Origin of the sequence: Thalassospira sp. TSL5-1, assembly GCF_001907695.1 — a bacterium.
In the GTDB taxonomy this organism is placed as follows: Bacteria; Pseudomonadota; Alphaproteobacteria; order Rhodospirillales; family Thalassospiraceae; genus Thalassospira.
Window position 1 is genome coordinate 1,393,962 of record NZ_KV880637.1, and the last position, 26,156, is coordinate 1,420,117.

Genomic DNA, 26,156 nt, shown 5'->3' on the forward strand with positions numbered 1-26,156 from the left:
AATCGCGGTTTTAAAATGACATTACGTCAAGGAGACGTGCAGATGAATTTCGGGTTTGGCGGCAAATATACAAGAATTGTTGGTGCATCCGCATTGGTGTTGCTTTTGGGCGCGTGTTCGACTTTTGATCGTGAAACCATCACCACTTCTGGTGAAATCACCGATCAGGGCCAGGAATGCGTGACGTTCCGCGCCACTGACGGCACCCTTTATGCCCTTGCCAACAAGGCGACGTCCTTCCGCCCGGGCGACCTGGTGCGTGTTACCGGGCATAGTGCCCTGATGACGACGTGCCGCGAGGCAACAACCCTGATTGTTGATAAAATTACCCTGCTTTCCCCGGCAAAGCAGACGCAGACTCAATGACAGGGACTGATGATACGCCATTACGCGTATTATTTGGCTAAACCGATACATTCAATGCCGTCAGCCTGCAGCTGGCGGCATTTTTCCTTGGCGGCGTCCAGACTGGCAAAGCCGCCCATACGCAGGCGGTGAAACTGTCCTTTGCCGGCAATATCCACTGTGCCCAGGTAATGATGATAGGTTTCTGCCAGTTGCGGATAGCGCACGGCAAAGCTCGCCCAATAGGTTTCAGCCCCAATGGCGGACCTGAAGGCACCTAGCTGCACCGCATAATTCCCATTGGCTGTTTTGCCCGACATATCGGCGGCATTGATTGCCGTTGCCGTTGCCGTTGCCGTTGGGCGCGGGGGCATTGGTTGTTGCATCTGGGAACGACCGGAGGCGTCCTGCGTCGCAGGTTCTGTAACGGGGATGGTTGCCGGTGTGGCATTGGGAGTAGGTTGTGATGGTATTGCAAAAAGGTCATTGCTGCTGGGGTTGCTGTCAGATACCGCAGCGGGGGTGGACAATACCTTGTTTAAATTGGGCGGAGTATTGTCTTCACCTGCCTGTTGCGGTGTTTGGCTTTGGCTCCAGGGGGTGACGATTTGTGCCCTTTGTACAGTGGGGTGCGTTGGCGGTGTTATCGTTGGTTTGGTGATAACAGGTGCGGTTACGCTGCCCTTTGGTTCGGTTTGCGCCCTGTTATGTGCCGTTTGCGGTTTTGTCCAGGCCAATGCCGTTTTTGACGCGCCGGTTTCGGATGTCATGATAGAGGCCTGAATAACATCAGGGTTTTGCGCGGCGTGTCTTGTACCTGCCTTTTTTTGCGCCTTGCCTGTGCTGTGCCGATACTGGCTGGAAAGCCGAAAATCCGCAGTTTGAGAATCCGGTGTATTCGTGCGGGCCTGATAGGCCTGTCGATGCTGTTTTGCCAGTTCCAGCAAATCCAGCGGCCCGGAAGACGGGGCAGGCTGCCCCGTGATTGTGCGGGCACTGCCGGGCAGGTTGGTCGGAATGGCATTAATGCCACTAACCGTATCGTCATTGCTGTTCAGATCGGCATTTTGCGCCTGTGCTGTGCCTGTGGCGATCAGCAGAACCAATCCAAATGTCATTGCCGCAGAGGCCAAGGATGCCGCGCGCAGCCGGAGCCACCCCTGATCACAGAATGGATCAGGGGCAGGGGCTGGTTTGGTGGCGGTTTTGATCACAGCTGACATGGTTATTCCGACGTTATTCCGACCAGCCGGGATAGGCATGGCGTTCGCGCAACAACACATCGTTGCGGCGCAAGCGTTCAAGTGCCAGGCCAAAAACACTGTCTTTGGGGTAATTGCCATCGGCATGGTCGCCACAGGGTTTGCCCGTGAGGATTTCGATGGCATCACTTATACTGTCGATGGTCCAGATGTTGAATTTACCCTGGCGGATTGCCTGGACGACCTCGTCACGCAGAATGATGTTTTCGGCATTGGCCGCAGGCACGATCACACCCTGATCCCCGGTAAAGCCCTGATCGGCGCAAATGCGATAAAAGCCCTCGATTTTATGGGAAATGCCGCCCACGACCTGGGCTTCGCCAAACTGGTTCATGGACCCGGTGACGCCGATATTTTGTTTGATTGGCACATGGGAAATGGCGGAAATGATGGCGCATAATTCGGCCAGCGAGGCAGAATCGCCTTCGATACCGCCATAGTTTTGCTCGAACGTGACAGAACAGGCAAATGATAGCGGAAATTCCTGGGCAAAACGCGATTTCAGGAAGCCTTCGATCGTCATGACCGATTTTTGCTGCAGCGGGCCGGAAAGATCGACCATGCGTTCGATATTGAGAACCCCCAAATTGCCCACATAGCTGCGGGCCGTAACACGGGCGGGCAGGCCAAAGGCATGGTCGCCATAATCCAGCACGGTCAGCGCATTGACCTGACCAATCACGCTGCCAAAACTGTCAATCAGGACTTCACGGCGCTGTACACGTTCGTGGGATCGGTCCTCAAGGCGGCTGTTGCGGTGGCGGCGTTCTTCGATCGCGCGTTTGACATCGGCAGCGCGAATGGTGGTGCGGTCCGCCGTTTTTGCCAGTGCGCCTGCTTCAATGGCGACATCTTCTACCCGTTCGATCTGGGCGGAAAGTTTGTCGCGTTCACCCGCCCAGCGCGAAGCCTGGCCCAAAAGCTGGCGAATGGCACCGGTATCAATGGAAATACCGGCACGATCCTGCACCGATTGGGTCAAAAGCCCGGTATAGGTTTTGATGTTGGCAGCGACGGCGGGCATATCCGGGTCAATATCGGCCTTCACACGGAAATGGTTGCGAAAATCCACATCGAGCGAAAAGAACGTGTAGTAATATTTGGGCGCACCCACGATGACAATTTTGACATCCAGCGGAATGGCACGCGGTTCTGGTGCCCCTGCGGTGGGCGGCCCGGCTTTCTGGCGTTCTTCGATGCGGATTTCGCCATCGCGTAGCGCGGCCTTAAGGTAGCTCCAGCTTTCTTCATGTTCGACAAGTGATTCAGCACGTAGCACCAGCACCCCGCCATTGGCCCGGTGCAAGGCCCCCGGTGTGATCAGCGAGAAATGCGGGTGCATACCGCCTGCCATTGGCCGATACTGGATTTGCCCAAACAGATTATCGTAACTGGGCGAGGGTTCGAGCACCACATCGGGATGTTCATCGCGCGAATGGTCAATCAGCAGATTGACGGCATAGCGGTCCTCGACCGTTTCGGGCATTTTGCCATCGCCCGGGTCAATCGCGGGCTGGTCATCTGGTTCTTCAAAGGCATCGATATTATCAAGAATATCGGCTTCCAGTGCATCGAACCAGGCATTGAGGCCCGGTACGGTAAATTGTTCGCGCAGTTTTTCGATGCGGGGTTTTAACACCACACTGGCAGCCGATTTGCGCAAACTGTCCAGGGTTTCACCAATCTGGTCTTCAAGTTCGCGGGTTGCCATCAGGGTTTTGCGGGCTTCCTCGGCAACTTCCTCAAACACGGCATCGGCGTTATCGCGGCGTTCTTTGGTCAGTTTGTCCATTGCGACGGGTTCGCCCTCGTCATCGATGGCAACAATCATCACGCCTTTTTCGTTTTCCTGCACATCCAGGCCGCGTTCGCGGGCAAAATTGCGCAGGGTTTCGAATTTGTCGCGCACCTGGTGGCGGGCATCTTCGGTTTGGGCCTGGGTTTCCGTCAGATGTGCGGGGGCATTAAAGGCGGAGGCAAAGGCTTCGCGCAGATGCGAAATCAGGGTTTCCATCGCATCGGCCAGTTTGCGGCCATTGCCCGGTTCCAGGCTGTAGGGGCGGGGGCGGTTGCTGCGGGAAAAATTGTTAAGATAAACCCAGTCGGACGGGGCCGGGCGGTCGGCCATGGCCTTTTTCAAATAATCCAGCGTTGCAGTCATGCGGCCGGCACGATCCAGGCCCAACACAAAGACGTTAAAGCCCGGTTCCGACATGGACAGGCCAAATTTCAGGGCCTCTGCGGCGCGAAAATGCGATGTGAAATCGAATATTTCTGGTGTGGTGTCCTTTTGCGGACTGCGAATACGGAAATGCGGAAAGCAGCAATCGTCAGCATCAAGGCGGGAAATCGGCATGTTCGCTCTTTTGTAAGGGCCCCGGAAACCCGCGCCGATCCGAATGAAAGAACGCAGGTGCAAAATGATTTTGGAAGGAAGCCTATGTGATGGTCAAGCATTGCCTGTGCGAATTTTGGCCCAGGCTGGTTTTCGCGTAAAAATTGCCGGTTTTATGATACGGATATTGCTGAAAAATGATAAAACTGTATCATGAATTTGGGCCATGTGGCGCGACGCGGCCGGGTTAGAAAACAGGGGCGTTTACAGGTTTGGTTGTTATGCAAGATCAGGTGATGAACCGCAAGTCAAACCCGGCATTTCAACAGTTTGAACATATACGATCCGCGCTGGATTTAAGCAGTCGCACGGTTGTTATTACCTTTTTGTGTGATGTTTTGCGCCCACGGGGTGATTCTGTTTTGCTGGCCGATTTGATTGCGCTGTTATCACCCGTCGGCGTAAGCGAACGTGTGTTGCGCACTGCCGTTTTTCGCATGTCGCGCGATGGCTGGCTGGAACCCAACAGGGTGGGGCGCCAGGCGCTATATCGCGTAACAGACGAAGGCTGGCGACTGATCGACCCCGGATGCCGGCAGTTTTATACCGCGCCGATTGAGAAATGGGATGGTCAATGGACGTTGATCATATTTGATAATCACGCCACCACGGCAGAGCAACGACGGAATGTGGCCCGCCTCCTGGCGTGGCGGGGGTTTGGGGCGGTATCTGGCAATGTCTTTGCCCATCCGGGGATCAATATTGCCCTGACACGGCAAATTTTAACCGAAACCGGGCATGCGGCGTCGGCGATTTCGTTGCGGGCGGAAACCCAGGATATTGCAGAATCGGCATCCTTGCGCGATATGGTCGCCGCAACCTGGGATCTGGCGGGGTTGCAACAGCAATACCTGCAAAAACTGGCCTTGTTCGAGCCATTGTTGTCGCTGGATTTAGCCCGCCTGTGTTCGCCCGAACTTGCCTTTGCCTTGCGCATGGTGTTGATGCACGGGTTTAAACAGGTTGTGCTGCGCGACCCGGGCTTACCGGCCGAATTGCTGCCTGCGGACTGGGCCGGTCGCCATGCCAAGGCGGTTATAAGACGGCTTTACTGGCAATTGGTGCCCTTGTCCGAGCCGTTTGTTACCGGGATTTTTGGTCAAAGTGTTCATTCGCCACATGGATATGACGAACCGTCGTCGTGGTTTTTTAAACGGCTGGGTGGGCCTGAAACCGGCGACTAAATTGGAAAGCGGCATGTATCAGATGCCGCTTTTATTGTGCCTGACAAGGAATCAGATCGGTTCGGCCTGTGCCGTGTTGCGTTCGATATTGCGCAGATATTGCAGGATATAGGCGATCGCCATCATAAAGGCCCATTGCACCAGGCCGCCGACGGCAAACATCAGGCTGGGGAGATACAGCATGAAGGCGTATTGCCCGCGCATGCCATAGCCCATTTGGTGGGGCAAACTTGCCAAGGCCATAACCAGGCATGCGACAAGAAAAATGGCCGCTAGAACCTTGATTAGATTTTCCAGCCAATGGCTGGTTGAATCGCGCCCTGTTTTATGTGTTTCAGGCGTTGCATACCCGCCAACCCTGTCTTCGTTGCTTGTGTGCATGGTGTATCCCCCAATCAAGTTAGATGTGCTTGTGAATGCACATCTTTCTCCCTGATTGAAGGATCAAATGCAATATTTTGGTGTATTCCATTGGGAACACACTTTTTAATACTTAAAGGCGTCTGCGCAAATCGTGCTGTGTCTCTCCAACAGTCGCCTTACATTACATGGGCGTCGCTAAATTCGCTGGTTTGCAGCAGGCGCAGAATGGTGTTCACACCATGATGAATGCGTTCGGTCGAGCGTTCGGCGCCAAAAGCCAGGCGCAGGCCGCGCGGCGGGACGCCAACGGCAAATTGTTGTGCCGCTGTCAGCATAACGCCGGAATTGGCGGCATTCATGACCAGTTCGCTGGTTTCGATATGGTCGGGCAGGGCAAGCCAGATGTGATAGTTGGTGGGGTGAAACCGCACGTCATATCCTTTGAGGCTGCCAAGAATAATGCCCAGGCGGCGCGACGCTTCTTCGCGGTGCCAGTTTTCATATCGTTCGACCGTGCCATCATTGATAAGGCGTGTGGCCAGTTCCAGTCCAATGCCTGGCGTCATCATGCAGGTGGTGCGAATGCCGCTGGCAAGTTTGGCAATATACTGGATCGGCGCGTGAATGAAGCCGATGCGCAGGCCGCCACCAACACTTTTTGAAATGCCGTTCAGGTATACCGCCCGTTCGGGCACAAAACACGAAAGCGGCGGTGGGGCAGCGGTATCGAGGAAGCCATAAATGCCATCTTCGATCAAAATCAGGTTATGTTTGCGCAGTATTTCGGCAATCGCGATGCGGCGTTCGTGGCTCATAGTGCTGCAAAGCGGGTTGTGCAAAGTTGGCATCAGGTAAATCACGCGGGGGGACTGTGTCCGACAGAGATTGTCCAGTACGTCGGGCAGAATGCCTTCTTCGTCCATTGCAATGCCGCGCAGGCGAAACTGCATCATGGCGGCCAGGCTGCGCAGGTTGGGGTAGGTCAGTTCCTCGCATAAAACAAGGTCGCCAGGACGGATAAATGTCATCAGGGCAACGGTCATGGCATGTTGCACGCCTGCGGTGGGCAATACACGGTCCGGGTTGTCATCCAGGCCAAAACGCCCGGCCATTGTCGCCAGTGCCTGGCGATGATGGGGCATGCCATATTCGGTTTTATAAGTGATCAGGCTCTCAATCGGGCCGCTTTGGGCAATATCGATCAAGACCTGGTTGATATGGCTTTCCCGGGGTGGAAGCGGGCAGTTCATGCGAAAATTGATCGGCCCGTCTTCGATCTGTTCCGGATAATAATGGCGGGGTTCACGCTGGTTGGTAAAGGAAACATCCGCTGTGCCGAAATTGACCGGTGTGGTGTTTCCCGCCGATGCGGCATAGCCATTTGTTATTTCCTGCCTGGGGGTGCTGGCGATGTCGTTTGTTTCAGGCTGTTTTGTATCAGCATCAAAGGTCACGGGATGGCCGGGCAGTAGAAGCGGCGTATTAATATCCATCGGTACGCTGACATAGGTTCCCCGTCCCACTTCACCAATGGCAAGGCCCAGGCGTTCAGCCTCGCGATAGGCGCGCGTAACGGTGCCCACAGTAACACCCAGATGATAGGCCAGGTCTCGATGAGTCGGCAGGCGGTCCCCCGCCTGTAACTGCCCTTTTTCAACGGCATCGCCAATGGCGTGCGCGATACGGCGGTAAACCGGGCCGCTTCCGGATGAGATGTCGGGGATCCATATTGTCATGGTGACAATGTTTAGTTTGACATAGATACAATGTCAATGACAAAAGGAAATCGATACAATTTGGAAGCAGGAGGAAAACATGACGAATTGTAACGATACAATCCGGTTTCCTGCGACTCTCGCAAGCGCTGATATGCAGCATGGCCAGAGCGCAGGGGATGCGAATGCAACCCGCCAGGGTTTTGTGCGTACAGCGGTTATCCGTCTGTTTTCACTCCTGGTCTCCGCGCAGAAAAAACATCGTGATCGTAATAGTATACGTCACCTTGATGACAGGTTGCTGCGGGATATTGGTTTGCACCGGGCTGATGTTGAGCATTACGTTTCAGTGCCGGTAAATACTGATAAACACCCGCGCGGTTTTTAACTGCGCAGCGACCGGAACATTTTGCTCTTTCATGTTCCGGTCGTCACCCCCTTTTGGGGTACAATATTGTTTGCATGTGACACGCAATCCTGGATTGATATACCGTCACATTGTGAGGTAAGGGGGACAATATGTTTACTGTACGCGAACTAACCGAAGCAGCCGATTTTGTGCATGATTATGTCCCGCCAACCCCAACCATCCGATGGTCATTGATTGAACGTGCGACCGGACTTTCGATTTATGTGAAGCACGAAAACCATACGCGGCTTGGCGCCTTCAAGGTGCGTGGCGGATTAACCTTTTGTCGTTCCCTATCCCGATCCATGCAGGTCGTTAACGGGATTATCAGTGCGACACGCGGTAATCACGGCCAAAGCCTTGCTTTTGCTGCCAGTGTTTTTGGTTTGCGTGCCACCATCATTGTCCCGCATGGCAATTCGCGCGAGAAAAACGCCGCGATGCGTGCCCTTGGGGCCGACGTTATTGAACATGGGGACGATTTCCAGGATGCCGCCGATTTTGCCCGCCAAAAGGCGGCTGAGGACGATCTGATCATGGTGCCGCCGTTTCACCCGGAGCTGGTGCGCGGTGTGGCGTCTTATGCGATGGAGCTGTTTGGCGCAGTTGATAATCTGGACCGTGTTTATGTGCCGATTGGCATGGGGTCGGGCATTTGCAGCCTGATTACCGCGCGGGATGCCCTGGGCCTTAAAACCGAGATTATCGGTGTGGTGGCAACAGGGGCAGATGCGGTGCGCCAGTCTTTTTTATGCGGTGAAATATGCGAAACCGCCACGGCCAATACCTTTGCCGATGGCGTTGCCTGCCGCAAACCGGACCCGACGTCCTTCGAGATTATTAAAAAAGGTGCTGCCGATATTATTGCCGTAAGTGATGAGGACATCATGCAGGCGATGCGGCTTTATTTCAGTGCCACCCATAACGTTGCCGAAGGGGCGGGGGCCGCCGCCCTGGCCGGTTTGATGGCCGACCGTGCGCGCGCCATTGGCAAGAAAAACGCCGTTATTTTGAGCGGTGCGAATATAGACCGCGATATGTATGCCGAAATCCTGCAGGGAAGTAACCGTGATGAACCGGAAATTTGACGACCTTAATGAAATTGGCGACATCTTTGCCCTGACGGGTGATATCGCCCGCGACTATTTGTTGGCGGGCGAAGAAACATCTGTCGTTTGCGCTGATACCAGCGCCTTTGATCCGGCAGCCCCACTGCCGGCGCGCGGCGATGGCGCCGTTGCGGCCCTTGATGCCCTGAAAACCGAGATCCTCCCCTTCGTTGCCACCTCGACAGGGCCGCGTTATCTGGGATTTGTCACGGGCGGTGCAACACCTGCTTCCATCGCAGGTGACTGGATCGCCAGTGCCATTGACCAGAACGCTACCGGGCCGGACGGTACCGTCGCCGCCGCAGTTGAACAACTGGTCCTGAACTGGATTTGTGATATGGCAGGCATGCCGCGCGGTCGTTTTGATGGCGTGCTGACCACCGGTGCCACGGCATCGAACCTTTTGGCCGTGGTTGCGGCCCGACAATGGTGTGGTGAACAAATTGGCGTTGATGTTGACGCGGATGGGGCGATTGCCCTGCCGTCGTTTGAAGTCTTTTCCGCCACCCCGCATGCCAGCATGATCAAGGATTTGTCGGTGGCCGGGGTCGGGCGCAATAACGTCATTCGTGTTGCCACCGAACCGGGGACCGAGGCCATGCACGTTGGTGACCTCGCGGCAAAACTTGAAAGCAGCACCTCGAAGGCGAAAATGGTGATTGCCAGTGCCGGTACTGTCAATGCAACAGATTTTGATGACCTTGTCGCCATCGCCGATATGTGTGCCGCCTATGGGGCGTGGTTGCATGTCGATGCAGCCTTTGGGCTGTTTGCCGCCCTTGATGAAAGGCGGGCACATTTACTGGCCGGGATCGAACGGGCGGATTCCATTACGTCAGACGGGCATAAATGGCTGAACGTTCCGTATGACTGCGGCATTTTTCTGACCCGGCAGATTTCCGTTCTGGAAAAGTGTTTCCGTGCCTTTGCGCCCTATCTTGAAACCAAGGCCGAAGGGAACAGTTACATCAATCGTGGTGTTGAAAATTCCCGCAGGTTCCGCGCCCTGCCGTTATGGATGGCGATCAAGGCTTACGGCCGGGCAGGTTTTGCCGATATTATCCGTCGCAACTGTGACCAGGCGCGTGATCTGGCCCATTGGGTGGCGGACCATTCCAACCTGGTCTTGCTGCGTGATCCGCAACTGAATGTCGTGATGTTTTGCTGTCGTGGCAACGATGATGCCAATCGTGCGCTGCTTGAGCGCATCAACGCGACGGGCAAAGTGTTTTTAACGCCGACCATCTATAATGGCCGTTTTGGTTTTCGTGCGGCATTTAGCAATTGGCGCACCCGTGATCATGACCTTGAGATTATCAAGGCCGCGATTGAGAGTGTTCTGTAAGTCGCCATTGTGAGAATGGGCGCGTCGACATATGCAAAATGGCTTTGCCGCAGGAAAGACGCGCCCGTTTATTCGGGTTTAGGAAAATGGGGTGTGCCATATGACAACATTGCCAATTTATCAGCTTGATGCCTTTACCAGTCATTTGTTTGCCGGAAACCCGGCAGCTGTGGTGCCGTTGGAACAGTGGTTGCCAGATGAAACCATGCAATTGATCGCGCTGGAAAATAATTTGTCGGAAACGGCATTTTTTGTTCCGGTCGAAGGCGGGGATGCCGATTTTCATATTCGCTGGTTCACACCGACGGTCGAGGTGCCGCTATGTGGTCATGCGACCCTTGCCAGCGCCTTTACCATTTTTAACCAGCTTGGTTTTAACGGCGATGAAATTCGCCTGCAAAGCAAAAGTGGCATTTTAACCGCGCGGCGCGATGGCGAGGCAATTGTGCTGAATTTTCCGGTGCAGCCGATTGTGCCTGGCACCGTGCCAGACGAGTTTGCAGCTGCGCTGTCGCCGGAAAAACCGCAAGAGGTATTTAAGGTGGTCAGCCGCGATACCGATTTTGTTCTGGTTTATGGGAATGGTAAAACCATTCGCGATATGAAACCCGATATGTCGGTACTTGGCACATTGGCTGATCGCGGGGTAATTGTCACCGCACCTTCCGACAGTGATGATTGCGACATGGTATCGCGGTACTTTTTACCCGCCTTGGGCATTAATGAAGACCCGGTAACAGGTTATATGCACTGCGTTGTCGCACCTTATTGGGCCGGGAAAACCGGCAAGACCAACCTGATGGGCTATCAGGCATCGGCTCGGGGCGGCTTTATTGATTGCACGGTTGAAGGCGAGCGGGTGCACCTTAAGGGCCGGGCGGTCCTGTTTATGAAGGGCGAGATTTATCTGCCGTGATAGCGGCCTGAATTGATGGCGTGCGACCCTGTTTGGGCGACCGTAAATTTTGGGAAAACACCCCGGCAATATTTGGTATTGGCGGGGTGTTGTGCTTTATGCGGCATGGCGGGCAACATGGTGGTCAAAGTTAAAAGTGGTGCCGGTGATAAAGTCGGCATCCGGCCCGGCCAAAAACGAAAGGCCGCTGGTGATGTCGCCAACAAGCGAGGCATTGCCAAACGAAGCCGTCAAATTGCTGCGATCCAGAAAGTTTGATTGCAGGCGGTTGACCGTCACATGCTTTGAATAAAGCGATTTTGCACTGTTGGTGATCAGGTCATTCAGGGGGCTGTGCGTATTGTTGTTGTAAGCCTTAACAGTGCGCGGGTGGGCGGTAGAATTGCCAATGGTGATGATGCGTCCGCCATCACGGATGACCGGGGAAATCGCCTCAATTGCGGTTTTGCTATACAGGCGTTCGTCATCCTGCAAAACAAACGAAACATTGTTGATGACAAGAATATCAACCTGGCCAAAATCTTCGATGACCCGCGATATAAGGGCCTTGATGCCTGAAATGCGGTCGCAATTGATGGCATAGGCCCGGGCATTGACTCCGCGTGCTTCCAGCCCGGTAACGATACCGGCGGCATTCCAGGCATTTGCCGGATGGCTGATAATCACGTCGGCACCCTGATCGGCCAGGGTTTGGGCACTTAATGCGCCCATTCCATAATGTCCGTCGGTGACAATGGCAATTTTGCCCGTCAGTGGTTTGTTCATGACCATTCTCCTTAAAGCGGTCTTCGCTGTATGAACAAACCATAGAAAGCGGTGCTGATTTGGCATAGCCCCCGATGTTACGACTTACCGTTCACGATTTGGAACGCTGTTGGTGGCTTTGGGGTGTTGGTTTTACGCGCTGTAGCCGCCATCAACTGTCAGGACCGTGCCAGTGATATAGGATGCCGCCGGGCTGGCGAGAAAGGTGATAGCGGCGGCGACCTCTTCGGCCAGGGCGGGGCGGCCCAGGGGCACGGCTGTTTTGTAGGGGGTGGGGTATTTTGCCAGCGGGTCCATCAGCTCGTCATCGACAAAACCGGACTGCACAACATTGACTGTGATGTTGCGCGGGCCAAGGTCACGCGCGGCCCCCTTGGTATAGCCGACCATCGCCGCCTGGGTGGCGGTAAAATCGGCCAGGCCGCTGGTGCCGGCATGGGCACACAGGCAGGACCCCAGCGTGATGATGCGCCCGCCATCGCGCATCAGCGGGGCTGCTGTGCGAATGGTCGAGCTGGTTGCGCAAAAATTGACGGCATGCTGGCGTTTGATGCCGTGTATGTCGGCATCGGGATTGTCCACCTGGCCGCACACGGCAATGGATGCGGCATTTACCAGAATATCGAGCCTGCCGAAATGCGCGGCCGCGGTTTGCACCATCGCATTGACCTGAAGGGTATCGGCCGGATCGGCTTCAAAGGATTTCGCCTCAACCTTAAGGGCCTGAAGTTCCGCGATCATTTCCTTTGCGGCCTGACGGTTGCAGACATACCCGATGGCGATGTTTGCGCCTTGTTGGGCAAGCATACGTGCGGTTGCCGCACCAATCCCGAAAGATCCCCCTGTGACCAGGGCGACTTTGCCGCTTAGAAGTTTCGTCATGGTGGCTCCGGTTGAAGTTCCAAAAAGACCGATTCATCAATGATGGTCAGGAATTTAGAATTTGTAAGACATGGACAGAAGTCCCTTTTTGCGTCACCCTGCGTTCAGTATATGGAACAATGGGGCCAGTCATGCAGGACTTGAATGATCTTTTTTACTTTGCGCAGGTGGTGTCGTATGGCGGTTTTGCGCCGGCGGGCCGTGCGCTGAACCAGCCAAAGTCAAAATTAAGCAGGCGCGTAGCACAACTTGAAGACCGGCTGGGTGTCAAGTTGATTGAAAGATCCAGCCGCCGTTTCCGGGTGACGGAACTGGGCCAGGCCTTTTACGATCGCTGTGCCAATATCCTGAGCGAAGCCGAAGAGGCCGAAGCTATTGTGGCCGAGGCCAAAGGGGTGGAACAGGGGATTGTGCGCATCAGTGTGCCCCCGGCGATGCTGGAAACGGCCCTGGCCGAAGTGCTGGCCGATTTTAGCGAAAAATATCCCAAGGTGCAGTTGCGCGTTATGGCAACCAACCGCCGTGTTGATTTGATCGAGGATCGTGTTGATGTGGCGTTTCGGGTGCGTGATTCGCTGGATACCGATGCGACATTGATTGTCAAAACCCTGGGTCTTGCCGACGCGGTCATGGTTGCAAGCCCGTCACTGGTGAAAAAGCTGGGGCCGAATTTTACGGTTGATGATATCAACCGGTTCCCGACGCTCAGCATCAAGGGCGAGGATAGCGATAGCATTCGCTGGCAGCTTGTTGGCCCCAATGATGATACACGCATGCTTGATGTCACCCCGCGTTTGGCAACCAGCGATATTTCCATGATTCGCCAATGTGCCCTGCGTGGGCAGGGCATTGCCCTGTTACCCCGTTTCAGCACCCACCACGCCATTCAGGCGGGGCGTTTGGTGCAGGTTCTGCCCGAATGGCGCGCGGTTGGCGGTATTGTGCATATTCTGTTTAAGGCGCGGCGTGGTTTGCCGCCTGCGGTGCGGGCATTGATCGATCATTTAACCGAACGGGCGCGCGAACGCACCCTTTGGGAATGTGACGAAGCCCTGGAACGGTTGTGCCCGCATTATATTTGTGGTGAGGGCGCTGCCGAAAAAAGCCTGATAGCGGGTGTTTTTGCCGCCGAACCTGAACAAGTGGTTAGTGCCTGACCCCAGAAATGGCAGGCAGACAAAACGCAAAATCCGTGTAACCCTAACCGTTCCATATTGGTTGCGGAAATTTTCCCTGCCTCGGTTGGCTGGCAGAATAGATGTGTCTTTTTTGCTATTTGTCAGACCATCGCCGCGCGATTTTTATTGACCGCATGGCGGTGCTTTCGGCTAAGTATGGGTGATTTAATAAATGAGACTCCCCCGGCAAGACGGGGGACAGCCCGTATTGCGGGTTGTAAAAGGCGATTTGCGACAGGGGAAATTCAACGTGCTAGACAATGTCGTCGCCAGTAGTGCGACACCGTTGCAGATGTGGGTTGTGCTTGCGCTGGTCGCGGGTTCACTCGTGCTTTACGGCTGGGAACGCATCTCGCTTGAAATAACATCAATGGCGATCATTGCTGTTCTGCTGCTGTTTTTTAATATTTTCCCGCTCAACAATGCCGACGGCGATAACCTTTTGGGGCCTGACACCATCATGTCGGGTTTTGCCAACCCGGCCTTGCTGACAGTGCTGTCGTTGCTGGTGGTGGGGCAGGCGCTGGTTCTGACGGGCGGGGTCAGTTACATCGCCGGGCTGATTACTGAACATGGGGGCAAAAATGCCTCGCTGGCCATATTTGTCGGTTTGTTCGTGGTCATGCTGCTCTCGGCGTTTCTTAATAACACGCCGGTGGTGGTTATCTTTATTCCCATCATTCAGGCGCTGGCAGACCGTATCCAGCGATCTCCCAGTTCTCTAATGATCCCGCTTTCCTTTGCTGCCATTTTGGGGGGGATGACAACGCTGATCGGGTCGTCAACCAACCTTCTGGTGTCCAGTTCACTGATCGAACTGGGAATGGACCCGCTGGAATTTTTTGAATTCAGCATCGTTGGCAGTGTGTTGGCATTATCCGGTTTTGTGTATGTCCTGCTGGTTGCACCGCGTTTGTTGCCCGCCCTGGCCTCCATGAGCAGCCGCCTGACCAAGCCCGATGGCAGTGGCAAACAGTTTATTGCCCAAATTACGGTGGGTCCGGCGTCGAAAATGATTGGTACCAAGCCGGTGGCCGGGTTTTTCAAAAATCTGCCCAATGTCACGATCCAGATGATTGTGCGGCGCGAACATGCCGATTTGCCGCCCTTTGATGAACATATGGAAATTCAGCCCGGTGACGTGCTGGTGGTTGCCGCCACGCGCAAGGCCTTAACCGAGGCCCTGCAAAAAGACCCCGGGCTTTTGCATGCCGAGGCCGCAGCGGTGCATCAGGAACCGGGCAATGGCAACACGGAAACCAAATCCAGCCAGCTTTTGGCCGAGGTCATGCTGCCGCCTGGCTCGCGGCTGATTGGCTTTAACCTGGAGCAGATCGGTTTTCGGTATCAATACAAGTGCCTGGTGCTGGGCATTCAGCGGCGGTCGCGGATGATTCGCACGCAAATGACCGAAATCCGGCTGGAAGCTGGTGACGTGCTGCTGGTTCAGGGCCGGTCTGAGGATGTGGAGGCGCTGCGCACAATTCGCGATGTTGTGCTGCTGGAATGGTCCACCCGTGCGCTGCCGCGTCCGTTTCATGCCCGCCGGGCGGCTTTTATCTTTTTGGGTGTTATTGGCCTTGCCGCAACCGGTGTTGTGCCGATCATGATTTCCAGCTTTATTGGCGCGGGGCTTATGATTGCGTCGGGCGCGCTGAATATGCGGCAGGCTGCCCGGGCGATTGACCGGAAAATTGTGTTGTTGGTGGCAGCGGCCCTTGCATTGGGCAATGCGTTACAGGCCACCGGTGGTGCATCCTACGTTGCCGAAATATTGCTTAACGCGTTGCACGGGGCACCGGCACCGGTGATTTTGTCGGTGTTTTTCCTGATGGTGGCGGGTTTCACCAACGTTTTGTCAAATAATGCCTGTGCGGTGCTGTTTACCCCCATCGGTATTGGCATGGCCCAGCAGCTTGATGTGCCGCCGCATGTTTTTGCCATTGCGGTGGTGATGGCGGCAAACTGTTCTTTTGCATCCCCGGTCGGTTATCAAACCAACCTTCTGGTGATGGGGCCAGGGCATTACCGCTTTATCGATTTTCTTAAATCGGGCACCCCGTTGATCCTGCTGTTATGGATTGTGTTTAGCTTGTTTGCACCTTGGTATTACGGCCTTTCCTTCTGATCTGGTTGTTATGAACGCCGATACGAAAGCCGGTTCGCGATTATGCGGCCGGCTTTTTCCGTGAGGGTGGGGCGGCATACCCAAATCGGCAATAACCCTTGCGCCGAACGCGTTTGACTTTTAGCGCCAAGGCAATAGGATCGCGCTTCGCTTACCAATGTGCCGCAAATATGTGCCGGATTCCCCGGTTCTGCGGTGTTTTTCTGTCTGATCAGGAACAGCCTCATGGTCAATATTGCCGATTTTCCAAAACCTGCCAACCGTCCTGCAAGTGCCAATTTTTCGTCGGGTCCGTGCAAAAAACGCCCGGGTTGGTCCGCAGATAAACTGGAAACCGAGGTTTTGGGACGTTCGCATCGATCTCCGCTGGGCAAGGCACGGCTGGAAGAGGCCATTGATCGGACGCATGACCTGTTGCAGTTGCCCGAGGGGTATTTGGTGGGTGTTGTTCCCGCATCCGATACGGGGGCGGTTGAAATGGCACTGTGGTCGATGCTGGGCGCGCGTGGCGTGGATATGCTGGCTTGGGAAACCTTTGGGTCAACCTGGGTAACGGATGTGATCAAGCAATTGAAGCTTGATGATGTGCGGGTGTTCCAGGCCGATTACGGCAAATTGCCCGATTTGACACAGGTGGATTGTGATCGAGATGTCGTTTTTACCTGGAATGGAACCACCTCGGGGGTGCGCGTTCCCAATGGGGACTGGATCGCGGATGATCGTAAGGGCCTTACCTTTTGCGATGCGACCTCGGCCATTTTCGCCATGGAACTGCCGTGGGAGAAGCTCGATGTTATTACCTATAGCTGGCAAAAAGTGTTGGGCGGCGAGGGTGGACATGGTGTCATTATCCTGAGCCCGCGTGCCGTTGAACGCCTTGAAAGCCATGTTCCGGCCTGGCCGATGCCGAAAATTTTCCGCATGACCAAGGGCGGCAAGCTGATTGACGGTATCTTCCGGGGCGAAACCATCAATACTCCGTCGATGCTGGTGGTTGAAGACGCGATTGATGCCCTGAAATGGGCGGAGGATGTTGGCGGCCTGGCAGGCCTTTTGTCACGCACTAACGAAAATCGCCGGTTGCTGGATGAATGGCTTGTCAAAAGCGAGTGGGCGGCTGATTTGGCGGAAAAGCCCGAAACGGCGTCCAATACCTCAATGTGTATCAAAATCGTCGATCCGTGGGCGCTGGCCCAGGATTCAAAAACCCAGGCAAGCCTGCCCAAACGCATTTCCCAATTGCTGGAAGGCGAAAAAGTTGCCTATGACATTAATGGTTATCGTGATGCGCCTCCTGGCCTGCGAATTTGGGGGGGGGCGACTGTAGAATCCTGCGATATCAGTGCTTTGCTGCCGTGGCTTGATTGGGCCTACGCCGTTGCAAAGGCCGAAATTACCGCAGGCTGATTTTAAGGATTGCGATAATATTTGCGTTTTTCGGTTTTTCCGTTGCCCTGTGCCTCACAACGCGGTAGTAACCGCTACCGGATGCACAGGGCATGACGCATGCGAACCTTAAACCTTGCCCGAATTTGCACGCACAGTCCGGAAAGTCTGAACACATGACCGAACTCGCCAGGAAAGCCCTTCTCCCCGCCGGCTTGCAGGATGTCCTGCCGGTGGTTGCTGCACAGGAAGCTGAAATCCGCGAAAAGCTGATGGCGAGTTTCGCCCTGGCTGGCTATGACCGCGTAAAAACCCCGCTGGTCGAATTTGAAGAAAGCCTGCTTGAAGGCGCTTCTCCCGAACTTGCCAAACAAACCTTTCGTTTGATGGACCCGGTATCCCGTCGCATGATGGGGGTGCGTTCCGATATGACCCCGCAGGTGGGGCGTATTGCCGCGACCCGCCTGAAGGATGATCCGCGTCCGCTGCGCCTGGCTTATTCCGGCGATGTGTTGCGTATTCAGGGCACACAATTGCGCCCGGAACGCCAGTTTGCCCAGGTTGGCGCGGAACTGATTGGCGTTTCCAGTGCCGCTGCCGATACCGAAATTGTTTTGCTCGCCCTTGAGGCCCTGGACAATGTTGGTTTGCCCGACGTGTCGGTTGATTTGAACCTGCCAACATTGCCATCCCGCCTGTTCGAGGCCTTTTCCGTTGCCCCTGATGACCGCGAAAAACTGACCGAGGCGCTAGAGCGCCGCGATGTTGCCGCGATCAAGGCAGCAGATGGCCCGGTAACAGATGTGCTTGTGACCCTGCTGGAGGCAGCAGGCCCGGCGGCGACAGCATTGCCACGTCTTAAACGGCTGGAATTGCCGTTGGGGGCATCGGAGGATTTGCACCGCCTGGTCGAGGTGGCCGAACGTATTTTGGCATCTGACCTGGATGCCGCCCTGACAGTGGACCCGGTGGAAATGTCCGGTTTCCGGTATCAGACCGGTGTCAGCTTTACCATTTTTGGCAAGCATGTGCGTGGCGAACTGGGCCGTGGCGGCCGTTATCGTGCCGGGGGCGCTGGTGGCGAAGTTGCCACGGGCATGTCATTATTCATGGACACGGTTTTGCGTGGCCTTGAAAGCCCGAGCGCAACACCGCGGGTTTATCTGCCGTTGGGTGTGGCCCAGCATGAAGCACGCAAATTGCGTCGCGAAGGCCATGTGACCATTGCCGCCCTTGAAGGGGCGGCCGAAGCCAAAACAGCCGATGCCGCCCGCAAGGAAGCGGTAAGAATGGGCTGTGATTTTATTTATCTGGATGGGCGGGTCGAACCGCTGGACGCGTAGGTTTTTTCGCAAGAAAAGGCCGTTTTTTATCGCTCAAGGAGTTTTGCGATGACCAATGTTGCCGTGATCGGTTCCCAGTGGGGGGACGAAGGTAAAGGCAAGATCGTTGACTGGCTGTCGGAACGTGCCGATGTTGTCGTTCGGTTTCAGGGTGGTCACAATGCCGGTCATACGCTGGTCATTGATGGCAAGGTTTATAAACTGAGCCTGCTGCCATCAGGCATTGTGCGTGACAAGAAATTGTCCGTCATCGGCAATGGTGTTGTCGTGGATCCTTGGGCATTGCTGGCCGAAATTTCGCGCTTGCAGGAACAGGGGGTGACCATCACACCTGAAAACCTGCGTGTTGCCGAAAATGCCTGCCTGATCCTGCCTTTGCATGGCAACCTGGACAAGGCCCGCGAGGCCGCCGCAACCGGCAATAACAAAATTGGCACCACCGGCCGTGGCATCGGCCCGGCCTATGAAGACCGTGTAGGTCGTCGTGCCATTCGCGTTGGTGATCTGGCCGATGAAGAATTGCTGGCCGCCAAGGTTGAAAACCTGCTGACGCACCATAATGCCCTTTTGCGTGGCCTGGGCCAGCCGGAAGTGGATGGTGCCGAATTGCTGGCACAGCTTAAGGAAATCGCCCCCAAGATTCTGCCGTTTGCCGATACCGTTTGGAAATCGCTAAACCAGATCAAGGAAGCCGGTAAGCGTATCCTGTTTGAAGGTGCGCAGGGCACGATGCTTGATATTGACCACGGCACCTATCCCTTTGTCACCTCGTCGAACACCATTTCGGGGTCGGCTGCGGGTGGTTCGGGCATCGGCCCGTCGGGTGTGGGTTATGTTTTGGGGATTACCAAGGCTTACACCACCCGCGTTGGCGAGGGTCCGTTCCCGTCCGAACTGTTTGATGCCGATGGCGAACGCCTGGGCGAACGCGGCCATGAATTTGGCGTGGTTACCGGCCGCAAACGCCGTTGTGGCTGGTTTGATGCCGCCCTTGTCCGTCAGTCGGTCAAGGTCAATGGCATTCACGGCATCGCGCTGACCAAGCTGGACGTGCTGGATGGGTTTGATGAAATCAAAATCTGCACCGGTTACGACATCGACGGCGAGATTTACGATTACCTGCCAGCCAATCAGCGCCTGCAGGCCAAAGCCAAGCCGGTTTATGAAACCATTCCTGGCTGGTCTGAAACCACGATGGGCGCGCGTAGCTGGGCCGATCTTCCGGCAAGTGCCATTAAATATGTCCGCCGGATCGAAGAACTGATCGAGGCTCCGGTAGCGCTGCTGTCCACCAGCCCGGAACGTGATGATACCATTCTGGTTCACGATCCGTTCAGTGCCTGATCTAAAATTGGATATTGATGCGAAACCGCCCGCTTTGTCGGGCGGTTTTTGTATGGGGATGGTTATTCGCGTTCCACGATAACGTCTTGCCCGTAACGGTTAAGGGAAGTATCGTCTAGGGGATTTTACCCAGCGTGTTCATGAACTTTTAAATTGCGGGTCCGATGGCTGATAACGCAAAGATGCAGCCCGACGAAGCGTCATCCGGGCCAGATATGGACCTGGAAGGCGATGAAGCGGGACTTGGTCAGGAAGACCAGAAAGCACCGTCGTCAGATGTGCCGCCGCCTAAAACCGGCGGCAGCAGACATGTTGATGTTGGCAATTTCCGGGTTTTTCCTGATCTGAGGCTGCCCGAATTTGATAGTGGTCCGTCGCAAGCCTTTGTTGCCGAAGGTATCAAGCGCGATGATGGTGCCATTTTTGCGTTGGTTGCCGATCCGACTTTGCCCACCCGATCGGAATTGTTGCGCGTGCTGTCGGGCATGCGTATTGGCGGTCAGCTGGATCTGCTGGATTACGATATTGTTTATTGGCCGCCGCTGGATCGCTGCACAATTGTGTGTTTTTACTCCAAGCCCGGTGGCAGCAAGGTTTTTACCGATGGTGGAAAAAAGGCCGTTATTGACGAGCATGACCTGCCATCAATTGTCATTGTGCCACTGATCAATATCTTGACGGTTTTGTCAGATAAAAACCTGGCCCACCGTAATATCCGCGCGGATAATCTTTTCTTTGTCGATGAAAAACGCGCCAGCGTTATTGCCGGGGATTGTTCATCCTGTCCGGCGGGGTTTGCCCAACCCATTGTATATGAACCGATTGACCGCATGCTTGCCGAACCCGCCGGACGCGGGGCAGGGGCGCTTTCGGATGACATGTATGCCCTGGGCGTTACCCTTGCCGCTTTGGGCATTGGTCATACGCCGTTATACAAGTTTTCCGAAAAGGAAATTGTCGATATGAAACTGGCCCGTGGCTCGTTTCAGACACTTGCGGCACAGGAAAAACTGCCCTTAACCCTGATCGAGCCGATCCGGGGGCTCCTATGTGACGATTACGAGGAACGCTGGGGCCTGACAGAGCTGAATAACTGGCTGGATGGCCGCAGGGTCAAGCCGGTACAGGGGAATACCGAACGCCGGGCTGCCCGGGCGCAAAATATTGGTGGGCGCGATTATTATACCGCGCGCGGCCTTGCCAGTGGTATTTTTAGCAATTGGGCGGCTTCCCTTGCACCCCTGCGCGACGGTGTCATCGAAGTATGGTTGCGGCGCGGCATGAATGATGCCGACCGTTCCAAGGCCATGTCCGAAGCCATGCGGCAAATGGCGTGGTCGGGCAGTGACAAGCGCACGGCCGAAGATGTGCTGGTGTCGCGCGGTATTGCCATTCTTGATCCCAATGGGCCGGTGCGGCACAAAACCTTTTCCGCGATGCTCGACGGGTTGGGGCCGATGCTGTCTTATGATGTGCAGCATGGCAAGGGCGCGCAGGCTTTTTCCGAAGTTGTGGTGCGCGATTTGCCAACCTTCTGGTTTTCGCGCATTAGTGGTTTTCGCCCCGAAATTCAGTCCCAGCAGCAGGTTTACAAAGGCCTGCGTTATTACATGCAGCAGCAAAGCATGGGCTATGGTTATGAACGCTGCCTGTATGCGCTGGTCAAAAATCAGCATTGTCTAAGCCCGCTTGTGGAAAATGAATATGTTATTCACATCGCGCAGCTTTTGCCGGCACTGGAAAAAGTGGCATCCGTTACCCCGCATAGCAGTTGGCCGGTTGACCGGCATATTGCCGCCTTCATCGCCGTGCGTTTGCAAGATGACACCGAACCACAATTAACCGCCCTGCAAAACCCGGGGGACGAGGTGGAATTCAGCCGGTCGATTATCAGCCTTCTGGCGCTGGTGCAGTGGCGTCACGGGCCAGATAGTCTGCCCCATCTTGGCCTGTGGGTGGCCCGTTTGATGGAACCGGCGACCAAGGTTTTTCATAGTCGTGAGCGGCGTGAAAAGGTGGAACGTGAAATTCCCAAGCTGGCAAAACGTGGCAATCTGGTTGAGCTTTACAACCTGATCAATGACGAAAAGGAACGGCGCAAGGACCAGGACGAGTTCATTTCTGCGGTTGAAGAATATTCTGCCGCCGATAGCGAAGTGTTTGACCTGGAAACGTCTGGTCCGGCCCGCATGATCCTGGCCGAGCAGATTGGGCGACAGGTGGCGTCATTTGCCTCGACGATGATCGCACTACTGACCGTTTCGGCCCTGTTCATGATGACGGTGTGGTAAGGGGGCAGTCGCATGGCAAAGAAAAAAAAAGATAAGGCCGCAAAAACCGGTGCCAAAAAGTCCGGTGGATTGTCCTTTTTCGCCATTTTGGTGATGGGCGTTTTGCTGTTTATGGTCGCGCTGCCAACCTTTATCACATTGGTGGTCGGCCTGTTGCCGTCGGTTTTGGCTTTTTTCTGCGACCGGCATCACGGGCGTTATCTGGCCCGGTGTGTTTTTGGCTTAAACTTTTCAGGGGTGGCCCCTTATGTGATGGAGCTGTGGCATGATGGCGGCCAAAGTGTTTCCATCGCGACCCAGCAATTGCTTGACCCGATGACGATGGTCATCATGTATGGCGCGGCAGGACTGGGATGGTTGATGTATCTGGCTATGCCGCCGATTGTTGCCAATGTCCTGAACCTGACGGCCCAGCGGCGCACCGTCGAACTGCGCGAACAGCAGCGCGATCTGGTCAAGGTTTGGGGTGAAAACCTGATTTCCGAAATCGAAAAAGGCCAACGTTAAGCGGCTTTGTCTTGCGGGGCGCAAGACGCTAGATGTTTTTTGTGGTGGGTCTTATACAAACAGCAAGAACGGCCACAGGCCGTTCTTCAGCGCGGGCAAGAAACCATCAGTCTTGCCCGCCGCGCTGGAATATTGTTAACCCTGCATCTTCTGGCAGATTTTTTCAAAGGCGCGAACTTCGATTTGACGAATACGTTCGCGTGAAATGCCGTAGGTCATGCTAAGGTTTTCAAGCGTAACTGGTGTTTCGTAAAGGCGACGCTGGGTCAGAATGTCGCGTTCGCGTTCATTCAAGCCCGACATTGCGTCCTTGAGCAAGGACATGCGCTGAACAAACTCCTGGCGGCGACCCAGGCGGGATTCCTGGTCTTCCTCGTCGCTTTCAAGCCAGTCCAACCATTCGCCTTCGCCTTCAACCCGTACCGCTGCGTTCAGCGAGTGATCCGGGCCGGAGAGCCGGCGGTTCATCATCACGACATCATCTTCCGAGACATTCAGTTTCTCGGCAATGGTTTCGACCTGTTCGGGGGTCATGTCGCCTTCTTCAATCGCCTGCATCTGGTTTTTCAGCTTGCGCAGGTTAAAGAACAGCTTTTTCTGCGATGCTGTCGTACCGATTTTCACCAGCGACCAGGAATGCAGGATATATTCCTGAATGGCCGCGCGGATCCACCACATGGCGTAAGTTGCCAGGCGAAACCCTTTATCTGGGTCAAAGCGTTTGACGGCCTGAAGAAGACCAATATTGCCTTCGGAAATCAGCTCGTTAATCGGCAGGCCGTAACCGCGATAAGACATCGCGATTTTTGCAACCAGACGCAAATGACTGGTGATCAGTTTTTCGGCTGATTTATCGTCCTGGTGGTCCCGGTAGCGTTCCGCAAGGGCGGTTTCGATTTCTGGTGCCAACATCGGATACCGGCGGATACGCTGTAAATAGCCCGTCAAACCATCCGGCGAAATCGACAATTCTGCTGCATTACCCTGTTTCATTGGTGCCTCCCAATGCGCTCGTTAAACCGTGCGTGAAACCCCAAGCACTGATAACAAGGTATACAGAGGTATTAGTCGTCGTCAATATAAAATTAAGAGAAAAGTATACGTCACATGAAACTTAAGGATAGGTTTAGTGCCAAGTATATAGCTATGAGATCATCTGGAAGGGGGGCCTTGAAGCTGATGAACTCCCCGGTCCTAGGGTGCGCAAAGCCTAGGGTTTGTGCATGTAGGGCCTGTTTCCCGAAATTGGCGAGAACGGCCTGGGATGATGGTTTAAGGTGCCTAACCGGACGAGATTTACTGTAAACTGGATCACATACAAGTGAGTGTCCGATATGGGCCATATGTACCCGTATTTGGTGTGTCCGCCCGGTCGCAAGCTTGCATTTAACAACGGATGCCAAGGAGTCGGGCCGATTCTCTATCACCTTATAGTAGGTAAGTGCCGGTTTTCCCCCGGAGGCGAGAACGGCCATTTTTTTGCGGTTTCGCGGGCTGCGGCCAATATTGCCCGCGATTTTACCCTCGGTTGGGGATGGAACACCCCACACAATTGCAACATAGGTTCGTTCAATATTTTCCTTATCCTCGGCAAACAGCTTGGACAGGGCGCGATGGGCCATGTCATTTTTGGCAACCACCATTGCGCCGCTGGTGTCTTTGTCCAGACGATGGACAATGCCAGGCCGTTTAACCCCGCCAATACCCGACAGGCTGTCACCACAATGGGCCAAAAGGGCATTGACCAGCGTGCCGCTTTCATTGCCGGCAGCCGGGTGCACCACCATGCCCGCCGGTTTGTTGATGACCAGCAGGTCGTCGTCTTCATATAAGACATCCAGGGCGATGGTTTCGGCTTCGGGGATGGCTGGTTCGGCAGGCGGGATTTCCAGGGTCATGATTTGCCCGGCCCGCACCTTGACTGAAACACTGTCTTTGACAGTACCGTCAATTGTCAGATGCCCGTCGGTGATCAGGGCCTTTAACCGCGAGCGTGATTCCTGCGGCCATGCGCGGGCCAGGACCCGGTCCAGGCGTTCACCGGCATCTTCGGGCCGGGTAACATAAACCAGGTTGTTTTCATCATGAGTCGCATCGGACATGGAACAGCAATTTCATCACTAGGGGACGGTAAAATGGCACAGCCGCAAGACTGCGTCATCTTAGCAGTTTGCTCCTGGCTTGCCAGTCGGGCTGGCGCAACATAGCGAAAAAACAGTTATTTGCAATTGCCCAGCATCGTGGAGTGATATGTGTTTATTCGGGGCATCATGCGGGTAATGCCTTGGTTGAAGAAACGTCTTTCTGTATGGTGCAGGTTGTTGCTCTGTTTAGTATGCGGGAAAATATGCGCGTTATAAAAATACTTGTGGCCGTCATGGCGTTGTTGATCCTGGTCGGCATTGCGCTGGTGGTTTATGGTTTGCAGCGTGACAAGGCCGCCCGGCAGGCTGATAATTCCACGACACAGACCGTCAATCTGGAACCGCAGGCCCCGATTTCGGATGGTACGGGCAGCAACAATGTAGCCCCTGCTACCGGAAATAACGACGAACTTGAAGATCCGCTTGACGAGCCTTTTGGCACCATCAATGTCGATCTGGCGGCAGATGAAACGCTGCTGTCCTTCCGTATTGATGGTGACCGTGCCTTTTTGCATCTTACCGGGCCCAAGGGCGCACGCATTGTGGTTGTTTCCATGATTGACAAAAGTGTTCTGGGCCAGATTTTGCTGATGAAGCCAAACTGAGCATATTGGCTTTCCGCATAAAACTGCGCAGCGATTTGGCAGAGTGTGGTGATCGCGATGATGGTGGACCGGGTCGTCATTTCACAACAATTGTTAGATGAAATTCTGGATCATGCGGCGCAAAGCTGGCCAATGGAATGCTGTGGGTTGCTAATTGGCCGCCCAAATCGGCCAGAGCCCCCCAAGAAAAGCGACAAAATCGCGTGTGAAATGGTTATTTCGCGCATTGTGGTTTCGGGCAATGTTGCCGCAGACCCGGCCATGACGTTTGAAATTGATCCCGGATTACTGCTGCGGACCCATCGTGCCGTCCGGGATCGCGGCGAGGACATTATTGGCTGTTATCATTCCCATCCCAACGGCAACATCCTGCCATCCCGCACCGACCTTGAACGGGCAGAGCAGGCCGGGTTTTTATGGCTGATTGCCGGAAGTGCGCCGGAAGGGGTGACGGACTGGGCTTTGTATCGGCGCATACCATTGCAGGATAGCGATGCAGGGCCGCGTGGTTTTCGGCCCTGCCAGTGCATGGTTGTTTGA

At 54.8% G+C, this 26,156-nt stretch carries 23 protein-coding genes; 15 read left to right on the top strand and 8 right to left on the bottom strand.

Going from position 1 to position 26,156, the window contains the following annotated elements:
- Positions 1-42: 42 nt before the first annotated feature.
- Positions 43-366, top strand: a complete 324-nt coding sequence (locus LF95_RS06595; RefSeq protein ID WP_073954206.1) for a DUF5818 domain-containing protein — start codon at positions 43-45, stop codon at positions 364-366.
- 29 nt (positions 367-395) lie between these two features.
- Here the strand turns inward: LF95_RS06595 and LF95_RS22760 are convergent, their stop codons facing one another.
- A complete protein-coding gene (locus LF95_RS22760) occupies positions 396-1,568 on the bottom strand; it encodes an SPOR domain-containing protein (protein WP_073954207.1) in 1,173 nt (390 codons plus the stop codon).
- Between the two features lie 13 nt (positions 1,569-1,581).
- Positions 1,582-3,963 (bottom strand): Lon protease family protein, encoded by a 2,382-nt coding sequence (locus LF95_RS06605; RefSeq protein ID WP_073954208.1) that lies wholly within the window; start codon positions 3,961-3,963, stop codon positions 1,582-1,584.
- A gap of 275 nt (positions 3,964-4,238) precedes the next feature.
- On the opposite strand from LF95_RS06605, the gene LF95_RS06610 reads away from it, so the two are divergent.
- On the top strand, positions 4,239-5,186 hold the full coding sequence (locus tag LF95_RS06610; protein ID WP_215905654.1) for a PaaX family transcriptional regulator: 948 nt from the start codon (positions 4,239-4,241) through the stop codon (positions 5,184-5,186).
- A 51-nt stretch (positions 5,187-5,237) separates the two neighbouring features.
- Here the strand turns inward: LF95_RS06610 and LF95_RS06615 are convergent, their stop codons facing one another.
- Together LF95_RS06615 and LF95_RS06620 are read right to left on the bottom strand one after the other, a co-directional pair.
- Positions 5,238-5,567, bottom strand: coding sequence for a hypothetical protein (locus LF95_RS06615; RefSeq protein WP_073954210.1), 330 nt, complete (start codon positions 5,565-5,567; stop codon positions 5,238-5,240).
- A gap of 158 nt (positions 5,568-5,725) precedes the next feature.
- Entirely contained in the window at positions 5,726-7,285 is a 1,560-nt protein-coding gene (locus LF95_RS06620; RefSeq protein WP_073954211.1) for an aminotransferase-like domain-containing protein, read from the bottom strand.
- A 133-nt stretch (positions 7,286-7,418) separates the two neighbouring features.
- Between LF95_RS06620 and LF95_RS23680 the strand changes: the two genes are divergently transcribed.
- From LF95_RS23680 to LF95_RS06640, 4 genes are all read left to right on the top strand, one after another.
- Positions 7,419-7,652 (top strand): DUF1127 domain-containing protein, encoded by a 234-nt coding sequence (locus tag LF95_RS23680; RefSeq protein ID WP_073954212.1) that lies wholly within the window; start codon positions 7,419-7,421, stop codon positions 7,650-7,652.
- A gap of 131 nt (positions 7,653-7,783) precedes the next feature.
- A complete protein-coding gene (locus LF95_RS06630) occupies positions 7,784-8,761 on the top strand; it encodes a threonine dehydratase (protein WP_073954213.1) in 978 nt (325 codons plus the stop codon).
- Complete coding sequence (locus LF95_RS06635) at positions 8,745-10,127, top strand: pyridoxal phosphate-dependent decarboxylase family protein (protein WP_073954214.1); 1,383 nt, start codon at positions 8,745-8,747, stop codon at positions 10,125-10,127. Before LF95_RS06630 ends, LF95_RS06635 begins: the two co-directional genes overlap by 17 nt.
- Before the next feature lie 100 nt (positions 10,128-10,227).
- Entirely contained in the window at positions 10,228-11,043 is an 816-nt protein-coding gene (locus LF95_RS06640) for a PhzF family phenazine biosynthesis protein (RefSeq protein ID WP_073954215.1), read from the top strand.
- 96 nt (positions 11,044-11,139) lie between these two features.
- Here LF95_RS06640 and LF95_RS06645 read toward each other — a convergent pair whose 3' ends face one another.
- Both LF95_RS06645 and LF95_RS06650 read right to left on the bottom strand, forming a co-directional pair.
- Entirely contained in the window at positions 11,140-11,808 is a 669-nt protein-coding gene (locus LF95_RS06645) for an SDR family NAD(P)-dependent oxidoreductase (protein ID WP_073954216.1), read from the bottom strand.
- 132 nt (positions 11,809-11,940) lie between these two features.
- A complete protein-coding gene (locus LF95_RS06650) occupies positions 11,941-12,690 on the bottom strand; it encodes an SDR family NAD(P)-dependent oxidoreductase (RefSeq protein WP_073954217.1) in 750 nt (249 codons plus the stop codon).
- 131 nt (positions 12,691-12,821) lie between these two features.
- Here LF95_RS06650 and LF95_RS06655 point away from each other — a divergent pair, with 131 nt between their 5' ends.
- The 7 genes from LF95_RS06655 to LF95_RS06685 all read left to right on the top strand — a co-directional run bounded on the left by LF95_RS06655 (position 12,822) and on the right by LF95_RS06685 (position 22,867).
- A complete protein-coding gene (locus tag LF95_RS06655) occupies positions 12,822-13,847 on the top strand; it encodes a LysR substrate-binding domain-containing protein (protein ID WP_073954218.1) in 1,026 nt (341 codons plus the stop codon).
- A 271-nt stretch (positions 13,848-14,118) separates the two neighbouring features.
- Positions 14,119-15,996, top strand: coding sequence for an SLC13 family permease (locus tag LF95_RS06660; RefSeq protein ID WP_083607540.1), 1,878 nt, complete (start codon positions 14,119-14,121; stop codon positions 15,994-15,996).
- Positions 15,997-16,221: 225 nt separating this feature from the next.
- The gene (locus LF95_RS06665) at positions 16,222-17,403 is read left to right on the top strand and encodes a phosphoserine transaminase (protein ID WP_215905655.1); all 1,182 of its coding nucleotides are present in this window, start codon (positions 16,222-16,224) and stop codon (positions 17,401-17,403) included.
- Positions 17,404-17,558: 155 nt separating this feature from the next.
- Positions 17,559-18,725: an ATP phosphoribosyltransferase regulatory subunit gene (locus LF95_RS06670; protein ID WP_073954220.1), complete on the top strand. Its 1,167-nt coding sequence runs from the start codon at positions 17,559-17,561 to the stop codon at positions 18,723-18,725.
- 48 nt (positions 18,726-18,773) lie between these two features.
- Positions 18,774-20,069 carry an adenylosuccinate synthase gene (locus LF95_RS06675; RefSeq protein ID WP_073954221.1) on the top strand — a complete coding sequence of 432 codons (1,296 nt, stop codon included), beginning with the start codon at positions 18,774-18,776 and terminating at the stop codon, positions 20,067-20,069.
- A 164-nt stretch (positions 20,070-20,233) separates the two neighbouring features.
- Positions 20,234-22,360, top strand: a complete 2,127-nt coding sequence (locus tag LF95_RS06680) for a protein kinase family protein (protein ID WP_073954222.1) — start codon at positions 20,234-20,236, stop codon at positions 22,358-22,360.
- Positions 22,361-22,372: 12 nt separating this feature from the next.
- Positions 22,373-22,867, top strand: coding sequence for a hypothetical protein (locus LF95_RS06685; RefSeq protein WP_073954223.1), 495 nt, complete (start codon positions 22,373-22,375; stop codon positions 22,865-22,867).
- 135 nt (positions 22,868-23,002) lie between these two features.
- On the opposite strand, the gene rpoH is transcribed toward LF95_RS06685, so the two are convergent.
- A complete protein-coding gene (rpoH, locus tag LF95_RS06690) occupies positions 23,003-23,860 on the bottom strand; it encodes an RNA polymerase sigma factor RpoH (protein ID WP_073954224.1) in 858 nt (285 codons plus the stop codon).
- A gap of 110 nt (positions 23,861-23,970) precedes the next feature.
- Complete coding sequence (locus LF95_RS06695) at positions 23,971-24,969, bottom strand: RluA family pseudouridine synthase (RefSeq protein ID WP_073954225.1); 999 nt, start codon at positions 24,967-24,969, stop codon at positions 23,971-23,973.
- 275 nt (positions 24,970-25,244) lie between these two features.
- On the opposite strand from LF95_RS06695, the gene LF95_RS22765 reads away from it, so the two are divergent.
- Both LF95_RS22765 and LF95_RS06705 read left to right on the top strand, forming a co-directional pair.
- Positions 25,245-25,616, top strand: coding sequence for a hypothetical protein (locus LF95_RS22765; protein ID WP_143181957.1), 372 nt, complete (start codon positions 25,245-25,247; stop codon positions 25,614-25,616).
- 57 nt (positions 25,617-25,673) lie between these two features.
- A complete protein-coding gene (locus tag LF95_RS06705; RefSeq protein ID WP_252509712.1) occupies positions 25,674-26,156 on the top strand; it encodes a M67 family metallopeptidase in 483 nt (160 codons plus the stop codon).

What these genes read in the sequence shown, in the direction of transcription:
- LF95_RS06595 (WP_073954206.1), top strand. Translation starts at nt 43, where the DNA reads ATGAATTTCGGGTTTGGCGGCAAATATACAAGAATTGTTGGTGCATCC.
- LF95_RS22760 (WP_073954207.1), bottom strand. Translation starts at nt 1,568, where the DNA reads ATGTCAGCTGTGATCAAAACCGCCACCAAACCAGCCCCTGCCCCTGAT.
- LF95_RS06605 (WP_073954208.1), bottom strand. Translation starts at nt 3,963, where the DNA reads ATGCCGATTTCCCGCCTTGATGCTGACGATTGCTGCTTTCCGCATTTC.
- LF95_RS06610 (WP_215905654.1), top strand. Translation starts at nt 4,239, where the DNA reads ATGAACCGCAAGTCAAACCCGGCATTTCAACAGTTTGAACATATACGA.
- LF95_RS06615 (WP_073954210.1), bottom strand. Translation starts at nt 5,567, where the DNA reads ATGCACACAAGCAACGAAGACAGGGTTGGCGGGTATGCAACGCCTGAA.
- LF95_RS06620 (WP_073954211.1), bottom strand. Translation starts at nt 7,285, where the DNA reads ATGACAATATGGATCCCCGACATCTCATCCGGAAGCGGCCCGGTTTAC.
- LF95_RS23680 (WP_073954212.1), top strand. Translation starts at nt 7,419, where the DNA reads ATGCAGCATGGCCAGAGCGCAGGGGATGCGAATGCAACCCGCCAGGGT.
- LF95_RS06630 (WP_073954213.1), top strand. Translation starts at nt 7,784, where the DNA reads ATGTTTACTGTACGCGAACTAACCGAAGCAGCCGATTTTGTGCATGAT.
- LF95_RS06635 (WP_073954214.1), top strand. Translation starts at nt 8,745, where the DNA reads ATGAACCGGAAATTTGACGACCTTAATGAAATTGGCGACATCTTTGCC.
- LF95_RS06640 (WP_073954215.1), top strand. Translation starts at nt 10,228, where the DNA reads ATGACAACATTGCCAATTTATCAGCTTGATGCCTTTACCAGTCATTTG.
- LF95_RS06645 (WP_073954216.1), bottom strand. Translation starts at nt 11,808, where the DNA reads ATGAACAAACCACTGACGGGCAAAATTGCCATTGTCACCGACGGACAT.
- LF95_RS06650 (WP_073954217.1), bottom strand. Translation starts at nt 12,690, where the DNA reads ATGACGAAACTTCTAAGCGGCAAAGTCGCCCTGGTCACAGGGGGATCT.
- LF95_RS06655 (WP_073954218.1), top strand. Translation starts at nt 12,822, where the DNA reads ATGCAGGACTTGAATGATCTTTTTTACTTTGCGCAGGTGGTGTCGTAT.
- LF95_RS06665 (WP_215905655.1), top strand. Translation starts at nt 16,222, where the DNA reads ATGGTCAATATTGCCGATTTTCCAAAACCTGCCAACCGTCCTGCAAGT.
- LF95_RS06670 (WP_073954220.1), top strand. Translation starts at nt 17,559, where the DNA reads ATGACCGAACTCGCCAGGAAAGCCCTTCTCCCCGCCGGCTTGCAGGAT.
- LF95_RS06675 (WP_073954221.1), top strand. Translation starts at nt 18,774, where the DNA reads ATGACCAATGTTGCCGTGATCGGTTCCCAGTGGGGGGACGAAGGTAAA.
- LF95_RS06680 (WP_073954222.1), top strand. Translation starts at nt 20,234, where the DNA reads ATGGCTGATAACGCAAAGATGCAGCCCGACGAAGCGTCATCCGGGCCA.
- LF95_RS06685 (WP_073954223.1), top strand. Translation starts at nt 22,373, where the DNA reads ATGGCAAAGAAAAAAAAAGATAAGGCCGCAAAAACCGGTGCCAAAAAG.
- rpoH (WP_073954224.1), bottom strand. Translation starts at nt 23,860, where the DNA reads ATGAAACAGGGTAATGCAGCAGAATTGTCGATTTCGCCGGATGGTTTG.
- LF95_RS06695 (WP_073954225.1), bottom strand. Translation starts at nt 24,969, where the DNA reads ATGTCCGATGCGACTCATGATGAAAACAACCTGGTTTATGTTACCCGG.
- LF95_RS22765 (WP_143181957.1), top strand. Translation starts at nt 25,245, where the DNA reads ATGGCGTTGTTGATCCTGGTCGGCATTGCGCTGGTGGTTTATGGTTTG.
- LF95_RS06705 (WP_252509712.1), top strand. Translation starts at nt 25,674, where the DNA reads ATGATGGTGGACCGGGTCGTCATTTCACAACAATTGTTAGATGAAATT.